Origin of the sequence: Leptothoe sp. EHU-05/26/07-4 (genome assembly GCF_043421015.1) — a bacterium.
GTDB classification, from domain to species: domain Bacteria; phylum Cyanobacteriota; class Cyanobacteriia; order Phormidesmidales; family Phormidesmidaceae; genus Leptothoe; species Leptothoe turfae.
In genome coordinates this window covers 1211993-1228246 of record NZ_JAXSQV010000004.1, presented here as the reverse complement: position 1 = coordinate 1228246, position 16254 = coordinate 1211993, and the positions used below count along the sequence as shown (strand labels likewise).

The 16254-nt window shown below is 47.8% G+C and carries 13 protein-coding genes; 6 read left to right on the top strand and 7 right to left on the bottom strand.

Annotated elements, in window-relative coordinates; all coding sequences use genetic code 11:
* Positions 1-82 precede the first annotated feature (82 nt).
* The 3 genes from U2F10_RS18255 (at position 83) to U2F10_RS18245 (ending at position 3569) form a co-directional block, all read left to right on the top strand.
* Positions 83-1504 (top strand): HlyD family secretion protein, encoded by a 1422-nt coding sequence (locus U2F10_RS18255; protein ID WP_499872959.1) that lies wholly within the window; start codon positions 83-85, stop codon positions 1502-1504.
* Positions 1505-1541: 37 nt separating this feature from the next.
* Positions 1542-2771 (top strand): ABC transporter permease, encoded by a 1230-nt coding sequence (locus tag U2F10_RS18250; protein ID WP_499873000.1) that lies wholly within the window; start codon positions 1542-1544, stop codon positions 2769-2771.
* 114 nt (positions 2772-2885) lie between these two features.
* Complete coding sequence (locus tag U2F10_RS18245) at positions 2886-3569, top strand: ABC transporter ATP-binding protein (protein WP_499872958.1); 684 nt, start codon at positions 2886-2888, stop codon at positions 3567-3569.
* Between the two features lie 341 nt (positions 3570-3910).
* Here the strand turns inward: U2F10_RS18245 and U2F10_RS18240 are convergent, their stop codons facing one another.
* Positions 3911-4813 (bottom strand): ROK family protein, encoded by a 903-nt coding sequence (locus U2F10_RS18240; protein WP_163670173.1) that lies wholly within the window; start codon positions 4811-4813, stop codon positions 3911-3913.
* A gap of 335 nt (positions 4814-5148) precedes the next feature.
* Between U2F10_RS18240 and U2F10_RS18235 the strand changes: the two genes are divergently transcribed.
* On the top strand, positions 5149-6114 hold the full coding sequence (locus U2F10_RS18235; RefSeq protein ID WP_499872957.1) for a pentapeptide repeat-containing protein: 966 nt from the start codon (positions 5149-5151) through the stop codon (positions 6112-6114).
* 297 nt (positions 6115-6411) lie between these two features.
* Here the strand turns inward: U2F10_RS18235 and crtC are convergent, their stop codons facing one another.
* From crtC to U2F10_RS18210, 5 genes are all read right to left on the bottom strand, one after another.
* Positions 6412-7314, bottom strand: coding sequence for a cyanoexosortase C (crtC, locus tag U2F10_RS18230; protein ID WP_163670169.1), 903 nt, complete (start codon positions 7312-7314; stop codon positions 6412-6414).
* Positions 7315-7526: 212 nt separating this feature from the next.
* Entirely contained in the window at positions 7527-9101 is a 1575-nt protein-coding gene (locus tag U2F10_RS18225; protein WP_163670167.1) for an FAD-dependent oxidoreductase, read from the bottom strand.
* A 765-nt stretch (positions 9102-9866) separates the two neighbouring features.
* Entirely contained in the window at positions 9867-10865 is a 999-nt protein-coding gene (locus tag U2F10_RS18220) for an ABC transporter substrate-binding protein (protein ID WP_163670165.1), read from the bottom strand.
* A complete protein-coding gene (locus U2F10_RS18215) occupies positions 10862-11623 on the bottom strand; it encodes an ATP-binding cassette domain-containing protein (protein ID WP_163670164.1) in 762 nt (253 codons plus the stop codon). The genes U2F10_RS18220 and U2F10_RS18215 overlap by 4 nt, the downstream gene beginning before the upstream one ends.
* 2 nt (positions 11624-11625) lie before the next feature.
* Positions 11626-12423: an ABC transporter permease gene (locus tag U2F10_RS18210; protein ID WP_490796254.1), complete on the bottom strand. Its 798-nt coding sequence runs from the start codon at positions 12421-12423 to the stop codon at positions 11626-11628.
* Positions 12424-13026: 603 nt separating this feature from the next.
* On the opposite strand from U2F10_RS18210, the gene U2F10_RS18205 reads away from it, so the two are divergent.
* Both U2F10_RS18205 and tehB read left to right on the top strand, forming a co-directional pair.
* Positions 13027-13197 (top strand): hypothetical protein, encoded by a 171-nt coding sequence (locus tag U2F10_RS18205; protein WP_163670154.1) that lies wholly within the window; start codon positions 13027-13029, stop codon positions 13195-13197.
* A gap of 170 nt (positions 13198-13367) precedes the next feature.
* Positions 13368-14258 carry an SAM-dependent methyltransferase TehB gene (gene tehB, locus U2F10_RS18200; protein WP_499872956.1) on the top strand — a complete coding sequence of 297 codons (891 nt, stop codon included), beginning with the start codon at positions 13368-13370 and terminating at the stop codon, positions 14256-14258.
* A gap of 153 nt (positions 14259-14411) precedes the next feature.
* Here tehB and U2F10_RS18195 read toward each other — a convergent pair whose 3' ends face one another.
* Entirely contained in the window at positions 14412-16244 is a 1833-nt protein-coding gene (locus U2F10_RS18195; protein ID WP_163670150.1) for a V-type ATP synthase subunit A, read from the bottom strand.
* Between the last annotated feature and the right edge of the window lie 10 nt (positions 16245-16254).

The window sequence follows — 16254 nt, the reverse complement described above, 5'->3', positions numbered from 1 at the left end:
GACATGGTTCAATGGTGACCTTCGATAGATTGCAAATAGACTTAGGCCTAATAACGTAGGGGTATAAATTAGAGCTACTCCCATGAGTTTGCAGTTGCCCCAATCCTCTGAGTGTATTTCTCTCCCTCAGGTAGAAACCACTTTCAAGCATCCAGCGAAACATCGCCTCGCCCAAAGTGCCGCAGGCCTCCTCATATTCAGCTTGCTCACAGGGGGTAGTTATCTGCTCTATCGACAGTTTGTGCTGGTACCAAAGCAGCAGGAACAGACGCAAACGCAGACAGTGACCGTTGAAACCGCGACGCTCCCAATTACAGTGGTGGCCAACGGAACTGTTGAGCCTGAGCAACTGACCAATGTCAGCCCTAAAACCTCAGAACGTCTGGAACAAGTGACTGTTGCTGAGGGTGACGCGGTAGAAATAGGCCAAGTTTTAGCCTATATGGATGATTCTGATCTCCAGGGGCAACTGATGCAGGCCCAGGGACAGCTCGCCTCGGCCCAAGCGAATTTGGCTATGCTCGTCGCTGGTAACCGTCCCCAAGAGATTGCCCAGGCCGAGGCTACCCTGACCAGTGCCGAAGCCAACTTAAATCAGGCGGAAGAAGAGCTACGCCGCTATGAGTCCCTTTACACCCAGGGAGCAATCTCTGCGCAAGAAACAACGAGCTACCGAACGGCTCGCGATACGGCTCAGGCCGAGGTAAGAAGTGCACAGCAGGCGCTGAATCTCAGTCAGATAGGCAGTCGTCAAGAAGAGATCGCGCAGGCGGAAGCAGCCGTGATACAAGCAGAAGGTGCTTTGACCACGATCAAGACTCAGATTGAAGATACGGTGATTCGGGCCCCTTTTAGCGGGATTGTCACTGCCCGTTATGCTGACCCAGGAGATTTTGTTTCTCCATCAACTGCCGCCAGTGAAACATCGTCATCATCGTCGTCATCGATTCTCTCTTTAGCCTTTAATTATCAGGTTGTTGCTAACGTAGCAGAGACTGATATTGCTCAGATTCAATCGGGGCAATTGGCCAGTATCAGAGCCGATGCCTACCCAGATCGACGGTTTGAAGGGACCGTAGTCCAAGTCGCAGAGCAGGCAACGGTCAGTTCTAATGTGACCAGTTTTGAGGTGCGGGTCAATCTTTCTGAAGCCGCTCAGAGAGAGCTACGGCCTGGGATGAATGTAGATATTGAATTTCAAGCCGGTGAATTGACTGATGTAATGGTGGTGCCAACCGTTGCCGTTGTGAGAGAAGAGCAGGGAGAAGGTGTGCTGGTGCTGACAGCAGAGGGGGTGCCTCGATTTCAGCCGATTGAAACTGGATTAACAGTCGATGAGCAAACGGAGGTGATTGCAGGACTTTCGGGGAATGAAAAAATTGTGTTGAGTGCGGCTCAGGGATTACCTGAAAATCGACAAAATCGGGGCGGTCCACCTTTGATACCGGGGGGAGGCTCTGGTGATGGCCCTAGCGTTACGCCGAGAGGAGGTCCTGGTGGTTAAGATTCAAGCACGTTTAACCTACCTGCCATCAATTTCTATGGCGGAAATCTTGGCAATAGCGATCGCAGCTCTCTGGAGCAACAAATTGCGCACGGCCTTAACCATGTTAGGTGTCATCATCGGCATCACCGCCGTAATTGCGGTCACCTCCGTAGGGCAAGGGGTGCAGTCTGCTACAGAAGCAAATTTACAGGGGCTGGGCGCAGATCTTTTGCAGGTGCGGGCCGGGGCTGCAAATACCGGCAACGTCAGCCAGGGTAGTGGCAGTGCCACCACGCTCACCTGGAGCGATGCCCAGGCGATTGAGTCCCAGGTGTTATCTGCTGGAACGGTGACGGCCTATCTGCAGCAAACGACTCAAGTGGTTTATGCCCAAAATAATATGTCTACAACCGTCTTGGGCACGGATACAAATTATGCAGAGGTGAATAACATTACACTGCAGTCGGGACGTTTTTTCACCCTAGATGAACTGACAGCCGCTCAGCCAGTGGCGATATTGGGGCCAACGGTGGAGGATGAATTATTTGATAGCGGTACTGCTATTGGCAAAAACATTCGCATTCAAGGACAGCGGTATAGCGTGATTGGGATTGCCAATGAGAAGGGGGCCCAGGGTCGAGAGAATCCTGACGAACAGATCTATGTGCCACTTACCAATATGTCCGCTCGGTTGGTTGGCAACAACGCCCTGAGCGGGATTGCCGTTCAGGGTATTTCGATCAAAGTGACTGAGCAAGACCAGTTAGAAGCGGCTGATTTCCAGATTACAAACTTGTTGCGAGTGCGTCATAACATTTATCCCGCCAGGGGGGATGAAGATGATTTTCGGATTGTGAGTGCTGCTGATTTGGTGGAGACACTGACCAGCACGGTGGGTTTGTTTACGATTATGGTGGTTGCGATCGCAGCCATTTCCCTGGTCGTAGGCGGCATTGGTATTGCCAACATTATGCTGGTATCGGTGGTAGAGCGCACCCGAGAGATCGGCATTCGTAAAGCAGTCGGGGCAACAAATCAGGCGATTTTGAGTCAGTTTTTGACAGAGGCAATCTCAATTTCGGCTGTGGGTGGAGGCTTAGGCGTGGGGCTGGGGGTAGCGATTGCCCGGATCGCCGCCACACTATTTGACTTTCCCTTTGTAATTTCTCTCTGGGCGATTGTTTTAGGGGTGGGTCTTTCTTTTATGATCGGGATCGTAGCCGGTGTGATTCCCGCCCGCAGTGCTGCGAAATTAGACCCGATTATTGCCTTAAGAAGTGATTAGGGATAAGGATTTTATCAGGTCCAAAAAGTAATGCTGGAGAGACGTTCCATGGAACATCTGTACGTCCAATAGTAGAGCTTAAAATTTTGTTCTCTTAGTAAAAGAGTGACCACTATGGCCGCCATGATTTGGATGGAAGACATCCGCAAAACCTATCAGTTGGGTGAAGTGAATGTCCCCGTACTCAAGGGGATTGATCTGACCATTGAAGAAGGTGATTATGTCTCGATTATGGGAGCCTCAGGTTCCGGGAAATCTACCCTGATGAATATTATCGGCTGTCTGGATCGTCCGTCTGCTGGCCACTATGTTCTAGAAGGACAAAACTTGACCACGCTAAGCAACGAAGGTCTGGCCTATATTCGCAATCAGCGCATTGGCTTTGTATTCCAGCAGTTTAATCTGCTGTCTCGCTCAACCGCATTAGAAAATGTCATGCTGCCGATGGTTTATGCAGGGGTGAGTCGTCGCCAGCGGCGAAAACAAGCAGAATCAGCATTGACTCGAGTGGGATTGGGCGATCGCATGGGTAATCGACCCAGCCAACTCTCTGGGGGACAACAGCAGCGGGTTGCGATCGCACGAGCCCTCGTCAATCGACCAGCATTGGTCCTGGCTGACGAACCCACGGGTGCACTCGATACCCAAACGTCTTACGAAGTAATGACGCTCCTTAGCGAACTCAACAGCCAAGGAATTACCGTCATCATTGTGACCCATGAACCCGATATCGCCGCACAAACCCATCGTATTATTCATGTGCAAGATGGTCTGCTCCCAAGAGAACAAGAAAACTAGCTTCTTTGGGATTTTACAAAATTGTAACCACTTTGTTGTTTGGGACAGGGCCTCCTAAAAGGACCTACCGTGTATACATAAATCGGAGAGCTGGCTCTAGATTTCGAGCCCTCATCCCCCAACCCCTTACTCCCTGAGGGAGAAGGGGGGTCTAGTCTCAAAGTCCTTCGCCCCCAGGGAGAAGGATTTAGGATGAGGGCCAATTCAAGGCTATGTCTACCTTTTGGGACATTATCTTCTAGATGTGTATACACAGTAGCCTAGAAGGACACCCCTCACATCCAATCATTAGTGCTCATAAGAAAGATTCGCCTGCTGGTGTACAAAGTATCATCGACACGCTAGCTGGATACTTTGGCCGCCTGCTGGGCAAGGACAAATGCACCCACGATACCCGCTTTGCCACCAAGCTTTGGCGGAACGATGTAGGCATCAATGTCATTCATAATCCTTGGCACTTTGAGATAGGCACTCATCTGTTGACGCACTTGCAAACGGATCAGCGGAAACAGCTGCGTTTGCTCCATCACCCCCCCACCCAGGATGATCCGTTCCGGTGAGAACATAAGCATAAAGTTAACCAAGCCCACCGCCAAATAGTGGGCTTCTAGTGCCCAGGCTGGGTGGTCAATTGGAAGCGATGCCGCCTTCTGTTGCCAACGTTTTTCAATGGCAAATCCAGAGGCCAATCCTTCTAAACAATCTTGATGAAACGGGCAAGCTCCCGGAAACGGATCGGCAGATAGATCGTGGGGAATCCGAATATGACCCATTTCAGGATGCAGCAGCCCGTGCACCAGTTGACCATTGACGACTGCGCCACCGCCAATGCCTGTCCCTACGGTTAAATACAAAAAAGTCTCAAATCCTTGACCATGACCCCAGTGGTACTCACCTAACGCTGCGGCATTAACATCTGTGTCAAACCCAATCGGGGTTGCCAACTCACGCGTTAGTACTCCGGCCAACTCGATCTGTTGCCAGCCTGGCTTGGGGGTATCGAGAAACCAGCCAAATGTAGGTGAATCAGTATGGATATCAACCGGACCAAACGCGCCAATTCCAATTGCTGTTAACGGTCCAAGTTGCGATATTTGTTGACGAAAAAAATCGATCACTTGAGCAATAGTCTCTGCTGGAGTTGTCGTTGGAATCCGCATCTCTGCTCGCAGATCGTCAGGACTCGTTCCCACTGCACAGACAAACTTGGTACCGCCCGCCTCGATTGCTCCAAAAAGTGACATTGCCGTTTCCTTTTGAAAATACGCTCACTATATAACTAGCTGTTCAGCGTTGAGTGACTAGTACCCGATGGCAGAAATATCGAGTCCCTGGGACTTTACTGGCAGCTTCCAAGGGTACGACCTGATTTCAATGTGACACTTGATGAATAGATATCGCTCTACGCCTATAGTTTCGGCTATCTCAATTCAAACCATATCCATATCAGATATAAGTTCTGTGAATATGGGTGTTACTACGCAAATTTGCTAGCTAAAATCCGGGGATACGGAATCCGCTTAGCGGGCTGACCTACGCGTTAGCCTCTACATAGCTGTAGCTACCGCCAGCAAATCAAATGGAAAACCCTGAAACTCTCAAGCTAAATCCTGTCAATGCAGTTCATTCGCAGCCACAGGCCAACTATGGAACCAAAAAGGTTATTGTTATCGAAGGAACTGAGAATATCAGCCTGATAAGCGCTTCATTAACTCAAAACCTGATCGTTGGTGGTCATCTGGATAGAGATCCAATGAATACATCGTTTGCGACCGATAGTGAGCATATGGGTGTTTTACTGTCTGGAGCCCAGGTAAGTGCATCCACATTTATTGGCCACTATCCTGGCCTAAACGCTGATGCCCTGGATGATAACCACCCAACGGTCATCAATAACAGCCGTTTTGTTCTAGTAGAAGGACGAGGATATAAATTTCAGACTGTTATCCCCATTAAGCAACCGATAACGGAATATCAACCAACCGCTGTTGGCAAAGGGGCAAATTTAAGTCGAGCCAACTTTAAGCAAGCCGACTTAACAGGGACTGACTTTACCGGTTGCAATTTAGAAGGTGCTAACTTTACAGCAGCGAATTTAAAGGACTGTAAATTTACTGGAGCGAATTTAGCCAAGTCCAGTTTCAACGGTGCTAACTTGTCAAACGCTATCCTCACAGGAGCCAATTTGTCTGGCGTTGACTTCAGTTCAACAGTGACGTCTGAGGCAACGGACTTTAGCCATACCTACTTAGTGGGGGCACGATTCTACTGCTTAGGCGGTGAAAAGTTTGCCTATTTAGGTTGTTTTCACGGTGCGATCTTTGCTGATGGAGAGCGGAGAATAGAAGTAGCGAATGCTGACTTTAGCAGGCTTTCTAATCTAGTTAATGGGCAGTTTGCTTGTTTCTATAAATCTGATGTCGTCTTACCGGCAAATGTGGAATCCATTTCTACCAACAGATTTGTTGAGGCAAGAGAAGCTGCACCTAGCATTAACGAAGCAGCTGCTTCAACGCCTGCGGCTTCCTGGGGCGATGGATATTGATTTTTCTCAATCGTCAGTCACCACTGATTTAGGGGATAAATCGATCTGGCAGGATTACACTGCATCTGTATTTTTCAGATTAAATTTACCGAAGATCAACAATGTCTCGCAATCTGTTGTTCTGAGGTTGGGCATGGGAGATATCGCTTGGCAATAACCTTGCTATGCTTGATGATGAAGCTACTGAACAGTACAGCGAATATGTGTCGTAGTCTTGCCTAAGAAGTTAAGGTAAAACTCTCCTCGTAGGTTTTCTTCAGGAGATGGATTAGGCGTAGCGTTTCGGTTAGTAAAGACTTAGACAGTTTTAGGAGTGATGTTAGTGACGATCAAATAATAGGCTGCAAGGACGCAACCAGAAAAGAGTTGACTGCCCAAGGGACCTTGCCAGAAGTTGAGCCACCGGTCTCCCCAATGAACCAGGGCGATAGTCATGAGCATAACCCTAGGGATATTGAATAGCAGGGCAGTCACGATGCCAACCCCCATGAAGCTGAGAATTTGTAAGCGGCTTTGTTTCCTAAGCAGACCGATAACTAGGCTAGCGGCGATGACGGTCAGGGCCATGTCAAAGCCGTTGCAATCCCAATACACATCCACTGAGCCTTGGGGAACGTTGACAAACGATTCTGAGGCGGTCGCAGGCCAATTAAACAATCGCAAAGCCCAAGCTCCTGCATGAGCCATGACTCGCTCTAAATATTCGTAAGGGGTGAAGGCTTCCCAGAGGCTACGAGCCGCTGCTGCCGGTCGGGGGTAAACCGTGACCAGAAAGGATAATACGATAATTGGCTGCTGCCGATAGAACTGCCAGCCCCAGTTAGAAAGGGCAATTCCAATGAGGATGGAGGCCCAAAGGATAGCTTGGGACCATAGGGCAAATCGACAAATTGGAAACAAAAGAACACCACCCAGAATTAAAAAATGCCCGAGACGACGTTCTGTATGAGTGGCTTTAAGCTGAGTAATCTGTTTCCTTTGTCTCCATAGATGGTAAAGTCCAAAACACACAAAGAAAGCAGCAAGGGTGAAGCCATAGGTGCTTTGCAGACCTTTATCCAGGAAACCCAAGAACCATGCAGGGAGATACCAGAGTCCAATCAAGAGACCGATAATTGTCAGGATACTGTGAAGGTTCTTTGGGCTGTTTTTTAATTTTGAAAAAATAGAAGTTTGGTTTAATTTTTGGGGCTGAAACATTTCAAATCAATCTCATAAATGAACCACCCTAGTTAATTGTCATCTAAGTATTTTCATCTAAGTATATATGGGTGGATTTGATGCAGGTTGGTATCAGGATTTATTCAAGCTTTATCGTGGGGTAGCCAAAGGTTTAAGCAAAGTATATGACCAAAAATATAAGTCTCAAGATGCTCAAGAGGCTCAGATAATTACAACTCAGTGGGACTCTATCATCTGGATTGTAAGCTCTTCAACCGATCTGCCAATCGTATAGCCAATGCCAAGATCGTCAGAGTCGGATTCGATGATCCAGATGTGGGAAATACCGAACTGCTCACGACATACAGCCCTTCAACTCCGTGCACCTGACAGTTTCGATCAACCACCCCCATCGTCGGATTATCAGCCATCCGCGTTGTTCCCATATGGTGATATGTGTCCCAAATATTCTCAGTCCATTGCTCCTCTGCCTTACTTACCCAATCAAAAACCTTGACTTCTCCTAAACCCAAACGGAGAAACTCACCAGCCACAGTTTTTGTAAACTCATAAATGCTCTCTCGACAATTATCTGTCAACTGCCAATCTAATTGTGCCTTAGGGATGCCTAAGGCATCTTTCTCAGCACTGAGCGTAATACGACTGGTTGGGTCAGGTGATTGTTCGCTATGGCACCGCAATAAAATACGACTCCGGGTATAAACTGGATTGTGTCGTAAAACACCGTATTGATATGCATTGAAAGCAAGGTACGGCAAATCTCGTAGCAGTGATTTTAGCTGACTCCTTCGAGCAGTCTCCAGGCTGGGTTCCTTACCTAATAGACCCAGCAGAACACGCAAGCCATCATCCTGTGAAGGTTGAAAAAATAAATCACCTATTACATTTAAAACTTGTTTTTCTCTTTGAACAGCTTCTGCTAAGGGGATTTTAGGATAGTAATAAGCATCTCGTCGACGATGCCAACTATATAATCTCTGTAACTGACGCGGCTTTTTAGTGACAATCTCTGCTGAATAACAGTCCACATGGTCCTGAAAAAATCGTCCAACTAGATCATGTTGGTTGCCCAACCCTGTCGGACAAACCTGATTAGAAACTAAGAGTAACCGTGCACTCTCAATCCCTCCACAACAAACAATGGTTGTTGCCGCCCGGACAGTTCCAGTCTTACCTGTCAATGTCCGAATCTGTACTTCTTCTATTTTTGTACCGATGGGATTAGTCACCAGTTGCACCGCATTGGCATGCTGTAACACCCGAAGGCCAGGTGACTGTTGTAACTTTTGGCGATAAGTCTCAAAAAAATTACTCTTGTACGTATATTTAGAAACCAGGGTCCCAATTTTGTCAGGTTCAAACTTAGGAGGGTTGAGTCCTAATCGTTGCCAGGCATCTTGACCATATTCGTAGTTACCAAGGTGCATGACCGCTTCTGCTTGCCGGTAAAATGGATCAAGCTCTTGACGACTGAGGGGCCAACCGCTAAAGGGCACCCAGTCTCTTCTCTCAAAATCAATTGGTTCTAGCGGTAAACTTTGCCCACTCCAACGTACGGTTGAACCGCCTAGAATACGGTGGCGTCCCTGATGAATACCCAGGTGGGTTAGGCCAATAATTTCACTGTCATATAGGGCCTGAGTGTCTGATTCAGAAAAGCGTCCACCGCTTTCTAAAAGGACAATATCTAATGAAGTTTTAGCCAACTCTAAGGCCAGTGCAATACCAGCTGCTCCTGCCCCTACAATGCAAATGTCACAATCAATGTTGCTTCCCGATGGAAAGTCTTGAAAATCAAATATCATCCTAAAGCACGCTCTGTAAACTATCAAAATGACTTTGTAGACGCTTTATCCTTCAGAAAAGCTATGTAAGAGGCTGCTTTAAAAGTCCTTGAAGCCTTGTTTAATTATCTCATCCGCTTAAAATCAAACGAGTTTATGGTCACTTTAGATGCATTTATTACTATAAGGTAGGCTTTGATATCCAGATTTCTCCTTGTTTCAAAGTAGTCTCTAATTTAATTAACATATCCTCCCAGCAGAGCCAGGAGAGTTATCCAGCTTAATAGTTCAATCAGTCTTAAAGTTAAAACATCTCAAAACTCACAGAATATAAGCCCTAAGATACAAAGAGATCGAGATAGTTGTCTCTCATCTCCATTGCCGCTTTGAGCGGTTCCAATGTATAAAGCCCCCAGGTTTTCGGGAGGATACACGTACTCAGCAGACGACAATAATGCCCTAAAAAACAATAAGGCAAGGATTACGCTATCACTTTAAAGCTTTTGACAGCTAAATATATAGTATCCCGGAGGCTTTATAGAACCTTTATAAAAAAAAATAAAGTTTGAAAAGATGTTTATTAAGTAGTAATAGGTATAAAAAATAGTCTCTCTATCCGACTTTTGCTCAAAATCAATGCATGATCCGTATCAATAAGCTGTCATCCTTTTTATTGATACATGTCAAGTAAATGTTAATGGCAAAATTAAAATGATTTTTATGTGAAACACTATGAAGTGAGGTACATTTTACAATCAACATCTGTCTGAATCTTTATCATTGAAGTTAGCTCTCTGCATAAAACTCTACATCCGGAAGCTGACCTTTGAGCAACTTAGGATTGACCTGCATGAGTGCCTGATAAAATACCTCTAGCTCGGGGCGGGCTTCCATCGCAGGTACATATTCAAACTGATTGGTTTTGAGGGATTGTGCGATTACAGAAGCGGGGGTGTCCATGTATTTAGCTCCCAGCTCTGCAGCATCAGTGGGATTTTGTTGAATCCAATCAAGGGAATCACGCAATTCTGTTTGTATCAATGTCACCACATCAGGATTGTTATCCACAAAGTTGCTGAGGGCAGATATTCCTGCTTGAGGAAAACGGGCCGATTGTCCTGTTACCTGACTCCAGGTTTCTTTAAAGTCTAAATTGTAGAAGAGTTCTAAATCTTGCTGTTGGGCCTTGGCAACAACATTACTGGCATGGGGCTCAGAGAATACTCCCACATCGGCTGCACCTGTCAATAACAGCTGAGCAGTACTCTGAAAGTCCTGGGTGGACTGAATGGTGAGGTCCTGGTCCGGCTCTAATCCTGATTGGATAGAGAGAAAGCGGAAGATCATTTCTGGCATTCCCCCCTTAAATGGAATCAGCACTGATTTACCGCGCAGGTCTTCCCACTGGCTAAGTCCTCCATCAGCCGATAGCACATAAATGTTACCCCATACCATTACGTTCAGTAGTTTAATCGGTATGTCTTGTTGATAGAGGCCTGCTGCGAGCAAGGTGGGATTGGCAGTGATCTGTCCCTGCCCCGAAGCTAGTAATGCCTTCATTTGGTCATGGTTGCGTATAGCAAAAAAATCAATGTCTGCGATCGCATCCCGCAAGCGACTATGCTCAACTAAGTAGGCCAGGGGAATTGTTAACAAAATTGGCGATCCACCGATGCCTAGGGATGACAGTCCGCCGTTGGTGGTGGGTCGTCCACAGCCAGCGGCAATTGACAGGCCGAGGCTAGCTGTCATTAACTGGAAAAACTGACGGCGGTTGTAAGTCATGGGATAACATTCCTGATGGTTGAGAGATTGACGGTTTTGAGATTAAAACTAGCGGCAATTTCAGGCAGAGTTTGTAGCGCTGAAAGGGTTTGGTAGATGTAAGCCGGATCCCGCTGATGGGGTGGGCGCTCATTGTGCCAGTTATAGACAATGTGGGCCGGACATCGGGAAAGCACCAGGAGACGATCGCCCATTGTCACCGCTTCCGCCAGGTCGTGGGTCACTAAAATAGCCATTGCCCGATGTCGTTGTACCCAAGTCACCACCAGTTGTTGTAGCTGCTGACGTGTGCCAATATCGAGGGAACTAAATGGCTCATCTAGCAGGAGCAGTTGGGGGTTGATGGCAAATGCCCTGGCCAAATTTACCCGCTGTTTCATGCCGCCACTGAGCTGAGGTGGGTACAGGAACATAGCCTCCGACAACCCGACAGTTTTTGCCAACTGTTGGGCCTGTTGCAGCTGCTGTTGTCGACTGATGCCTTTAGCTTTTAACCCCAGGGCAATATTCTCGATGACTGTATACCAGGGAAAAAGCCGGGGTTCTTGAAAGACATAGGCGGTCGCCATGGATATGCTGCCAACGGTCCCTGTTGTTGGCAACAGCAAGCCTGCTAACACATTAAGGAGTGTGGTTTTACCACAGCCAGAAGGCCCCATAATCCCCACAATTTCCCCAGGCCCAGCGCTCAGATGAATGGCCTCCAAGATTAGCCGGGATCTATAAGAGCGATAGATGTTATCCAGCAGTTGCATCATTGTCACCATCCCAGGGGTTTAGCCGGTTGTTGCCAGGGTAGAAGCTGTTGTTGCAGTCGTCGCAGCAGTGTGTCGGAGGCCAGAACCAAGCCAATGGTAATCACGATCCAGGCCATCACTTCCGCTGTATCTAGATTGGCGCGGGCGGTATTGAGTTCAGCGCCAATGCCGGTGGGCGTGGCCAACACCTCAGACATGATCGACACGCGCCAGGCGAGGCCTAATCCGGTCACGAGTAACGGTAATAGCCGCGACACCAAATGGGGCCAATAGAGTGACTGAAATCGCGATGTACCGGACAGCTGATACACCTGGGCGACGTCTACTAGGTTGGGGTCAAGGGTCATCACTGCATTGACTACTCCAGCAAACACCATGGGTCCCACCGTAATTGCCACGGTAAAAATTGAGTTGGCGTGGCCCAGACCAAACCACACCATTGTCAACATTAACCAGGCGATGGGGGGTGTACCTAGCAGGGCAATGGCGACAGGGGTGAGTGCTGGACGAACCCAGGACTGACGACCCGCGGCCAGTCCCAACAGACCGCCAATGCCCAAGGCCAGGATAAATCCGACCAGGACATGCAGACTAGTGGCTGCGATCGCAGCCCACAGTCGTCTTTCTAAGAGAAGCGATCGCAAAACAACGGCCACCTCAATCGGGGCAGGCAAGATCACGCGACTGTACTGCTGCGAGCCCCATTGCCAGCCCCCCAACACCAGTATCAGTGTCCCCAGGCCCAATAGTATCGACCGCAGCCGAGTCAACGCATTGACATCAGGTTGATTAGATAACATGGGCTGACTAAAACTGAAACACGATACGAAGATTGCCAAGCTCAACAGTGAACGACTCAATGAGAATTTCTATTGGTAAAAAATGCAATCGTCTGTAAATTGCAGCAGCCGGAATGCCCCTACCCACGAATTCTGCTCAGTGTAAGCGCTTAAAACAAGTCATTTCTCACAAGTGGAGATTTAATTTAGATTTATGTAGTAATTATTTGTTGTCTGACAGGTTGTCTTTTGACAACTCTCTTTTAAGCAGTTACCGAGTAACACAGTTTAGCTACAGCCTGCATGATCAGACTTTTATACAAGACAACAGTGCTACCTAAATTTAGGTAGTTATAACTAAATTTAAAGATTTGCATCCATAGCTACATTGGGTGACTTGGAACAACGCCTGTGCCTCTATCTACCGATGATCCCCCCAGTTCATACCCCTAATTTATAGGCCCCAATCAGCCGCAGAACGACTTGCATATCTAGGTCTATCGACCTATCATCGGAACATAAGCTATATCAGGTACAGAGGCAACTGTCTAAAGGCACAAAAAGATTTTTCTTTTAATGTTGTTCTTAGTCAGGCTAAATACGTGTATCTAAGGAGACTAGAATATGTCACGCCAAGTCGGTGATCGTTATGCCTGTGATAAGTGTGGAGCCCAGTTGGTTTATGAAAAGCCATGCCCCTGTCCTTCGGACAGTATGCCCCACTCAGAAATCTGTTGTGGAGAGCAGATGAAGATGGTGCAAGCAGGGACTCCAGAGAATATGAAAAAAGGCTAGGGTGTTGCCCCCTTGGGAAATTTCCACCGAATTAACACTATGAAAATAAGTAGGTTTTGACGTAAATGGTTCGGCTGAAGCTGGGTTTGAAACATCACCGTCGAAGCCTTAGTTAAATGGTGAGTATAGAGAGCAGTGAAGGACTGCAGATATAACCGAAGACATAACCTATGACAACAGCAACTATAGACCCACTGGTTAAATACAAAACCCTACCTATCTGGGCAGAAACAACGTTACCAGAATCGTTTCAAACTCAGCACAATACAAAGCCAGGCACCTGGGGAAAAATCACAGTATTAGCAGGCCAATTGCAGTATGAGGCCCTAAATGAGGCTGGAGAGATCCTGTCTAGCGACATCATCACCCCACAGCACACAGACTTCTTTGTATCACCAGGAGCCTGGCATCGGGTCAAGCCTCTAGGACCCCTACAGTGTTTTGTTGAGTTTTACTGTCGCTCCGAAGACTACTTTCAAAAGAAATATCATTTTGCAGCGCCTCACCGAGATATCCAGGCGCTCATTCAAGGACCTTTGGCAGACTGTCAGGCGATGAACATCTTAGATTTAGGTTGCGGGAAAGGTCGCAATTCTACCTATTTATACGCTAAGGGGCATCAGGTGACAGCATTGGATAAAAATACCAGTGCTATTCAGCATCTTCGGGAGATTATTCAAACGGAAAAGGTTGGGGATAGATTTCAAGCCCGGGTGCACAACATTGAATCAGCGGCTCTTGATGACTACTACGATTTGATTATTTCCACGGTTGTTTTTCAGTTTTTGAGATACAAAACTCTATCCCATGTGATTGAGAACATGCAGGCTCAAACGAAGCTCCAGGGCTATAACTTTATTATTGCCCCAGTTTCATCGTCGGAGTTTCCCTGTCCCCTCAAATTTCCGACTACCTTGGTGCCCCAGGAACTGCATGACTATTACAAGCACTGGCATATTTGTGAGTATCAAGAACAAGTGGGCAAATTTCATCGCAAAGATAGCAACGGCAACCCTATTGAATCCATCTTTGCTACTCTGCTGGCTCAGAAACGTACTTAGCCCCCTAAAGGATGTCGTCGTCTCGCCGGGTTAGTGAGAAAGAAGGCGTCCTTAGCCTGTCCTCATTCGAGGACAGGCTAACCCAGTTGAACTGGATGGTCAGGGTAGCCTGCAATACGGGGCCAGACCACCTCAGTAGATCACTCTAGTAGATCACTCTAATTGTGATAGCTCACTGAGGGTAACGGCATCCGCTAGACCATAAATTTGCTTCAAGTAGTCCGTATACTCAGAAGATTTTCTTCGAGAATAGTTGAGGTTCTTATACAGACCGATCAGGTGAGTAAAATAATCTCGGGCTGACGATTTATTGTCAAACTTATAACATCTAGTCACCAGGTCATTGACCAGGTTAAAGCTCTCTTTCTGACGGGCTAGGGGTGTGCTGGAATCAACGGCATCAAAGGCATCCTGTTGTAGATAGACCATGTCCACAAATAGGGATTTTTGATACGTCACATAGTCATCCAGGGTCACCCCATCCTCACCCGTGACTTGCATCATCTGATAAATACTATCCCCTTGTTTCAAGAGACTGTTCATGGCCTGGACCTGGTCAACCCAGTCAGAGGCAATCTCCTTTTTTAACCATGGTGTGAGTTGGGTCAGGTAGCGCGACCACGAAATTAACGGATCGATAGCTGGATAAAAACGCTTGTATGCCCGATCATAGCTCAGACCTAAGAAGGTTTTAACGGTGCTCATGGTGGATTGGGTGACCGGTTCTTCAAAGTTTCCTCCGGCCGGAGAAACAGTGCCTACCATGGTGAGACTGCCCACACTGCCATCATTGGTGCGAATCACTCCAGAGCGCTCGTATACTCCTTTAATTGAAGAGTCTAAATAAGCTGGAAACGCTTCCTCCCCAGGAATTTCCTCCATCCGCCCTGAGGTTTCTCGCATGGCCTGAGCCCAGCGAGAGGTGGAATCCGCCAGGAGGAGAACGTCATAGCCCATTTGACGATAGTACTCACCTAAGGTGATACCGGTATAGATGGACGCCTCGCGGGAGGCCACTGGCATGGAAGACGTATTGCAAATAATGATGGTACGCTCCATCAGTGAGGCCCCTGTCTTTGGATCTTTCAGTTCCGGAAATTCAGTAATGGTTTCTACCACTTCACCCGCTCGCTCACCACAAGCAACAACCAGAACAATATCAACGGCGGCATATCGAGACAGGGTGTGCTGCAATACGGTTTTGCCAGCCCCAAAAGGCCCTGGGATACAGGCAGTGCCCCCACGGGCAATCGGGAAAAAGGTATCAATAATCCGCTGGGTTGTCATCAGCGGCTCATCAGGGTAAAGCCGTTCTGAGAATCGCTGTGTCAGCAGCCGTTGTGGCACCGATCGCCGTACAGGCCATTGCTGAGTCATATCCAGGGTATGCTCTCGACCACTGGCCTCCCGGATGCGAGCGATCGGCGTGTTCACGGTGAAACTCCCCTGTTGGATCCAGATCAGCTCCACCTCACCCGGTTGATCGAAAGGGACCATAATTTTATGGCGAAATCGACCTTCCTGAACCGTACCGAGAGTATCTCCAGCCTTGAGTTGAGCACCCAAATGTACTGTCGGCACAAATGACCATTTCTTCCGTTCATCCAGGGCCTTGACATCGACACCCCGAGGTAGAAACGTACCGTAGGATACTGCCAACAGATCTAGCGGATTTTGTAGACCGTCATACACTTGACCGAGTAACCCCGGCCCCAAGCTGACAGAGAGTAACTGGCCCGTTTGCTCCACAGGATCGCCAATTCCCACTCCCCGCGTACTTTCAAAGACCTGGGCATCGGCTTCATATCCCCGTACCCGCAGCACTTCAGCCTTGAGTCTCTCAGTCCGACCGTCATTCTGCCGCTGGGGAGAAATGTAGACCACTTCATTCTTGGTCAAGGGACGCCCGTCCGTCGGGGCCATTTTAATGGTGACAATATCTTCTTGAACAGCAACAACCCTAGCTGGCTTGTACATTTCAGACATCGGACTCTCC

What these genes read in the sequence shown, in the direction of transcription:
- U2F10_RS18250 (WP_499873000.1), top strand. Translation starts at nt 1,542, where the DNA reads ATGGCGGAAATCTTGGCAATAGCGATCGCAGCTCTCTGGAGCAACAAA.
- U2F10_RS18205 (WP_163670154.1), top strand. Translation starts at nt 13,027, where the DNA reads ATGTCACGCCAAGTCGGTGATCGTTATGCCTGTGATAAGTGTGGAGCC.
- U2F10_RS18245 (WP_499872958.1), top strand. Translation starts at nt 2,886, where the DNA reads ATGGCCGCCATGATTTGGATGGAAGACATCCGCAAAACCTATCAGTTG.
- U2F10_RS18235 (WP_499872957.1), top strand. Translation starts at nt 5,149, where the DNA reads ATGGAAAACCCTGAAACTCTCAAGCTAAATCCTGTCAATGCAGTTCAT.
- U2F10_RS18255 (WP_499872959.1), top strand. Translation starts at nt 83, where the DNA reads ATGAGTTTGCAGTTGCCCCAATCCTCTGAGTGTATTTCTCTCCCTCAG.
- U2F10_RS18210 (WP_490796254.1), bottom strand. Translation starts at nt 12,423, where the DNA reads ATGTTATCTAATCAACCTGATGTCAATGCGTTGACTCGGCTGCGGTCG.
- U2F10_RS18215 (WP_163670164.1), bottom strand. Translation starts at nt 11,623, where the DNA reads ATGATGCAACTGCTGGATAACATCTATCGCTCTTATAGATCCCGGCTA.
- U2F10_RS18195 (WP_163670150.1), bottom strand. Translation starts at nt 16,244, where the DNA reads ATGTCTGAAATGTACAAGCCAGCTAGGGTTGTTGCTGTTCAAGAAGAT.
- U2F10_RS18220 (WP_163670165.1), bottom strand. Translation starts at nt 10,865, where the DNA reads ATGACTTACAACCGCCGTCAGTTTTTCCAGTTAATGACAGCTAGCCTC.
- U2F10_RS18225 (WP_163670167.1), bottom strand. Translation starts at nt 9,101, where the DNA reads ATGATATTTGATTTTCAAGACTTTCCATCGGGAAGCAACATTGATTGT.
- U2F10_RS18240 (WP_163670173.1), bottom strand. Translation starts at nt 4,813, where the DNA reads ATGTCACTTTTTGGAGCAATCGAGGCGGGCGGTACCAAGTTTGTCTGT.
- tehB (WP_499872956.1), top strand. Translation starts at nt 13,368, where the DNA reads ATGACAACAGCAACTATAGACCCACTGGTTAAATACAAAACCCTACCT.
- crtC (WP_163670169.1), bottom strand. Translation starts at nt 7,314, where the DNA reads ATGTTTCAGCCCCAAAAATTAAACCAAACTTCTATTTTTTCAAAATTA.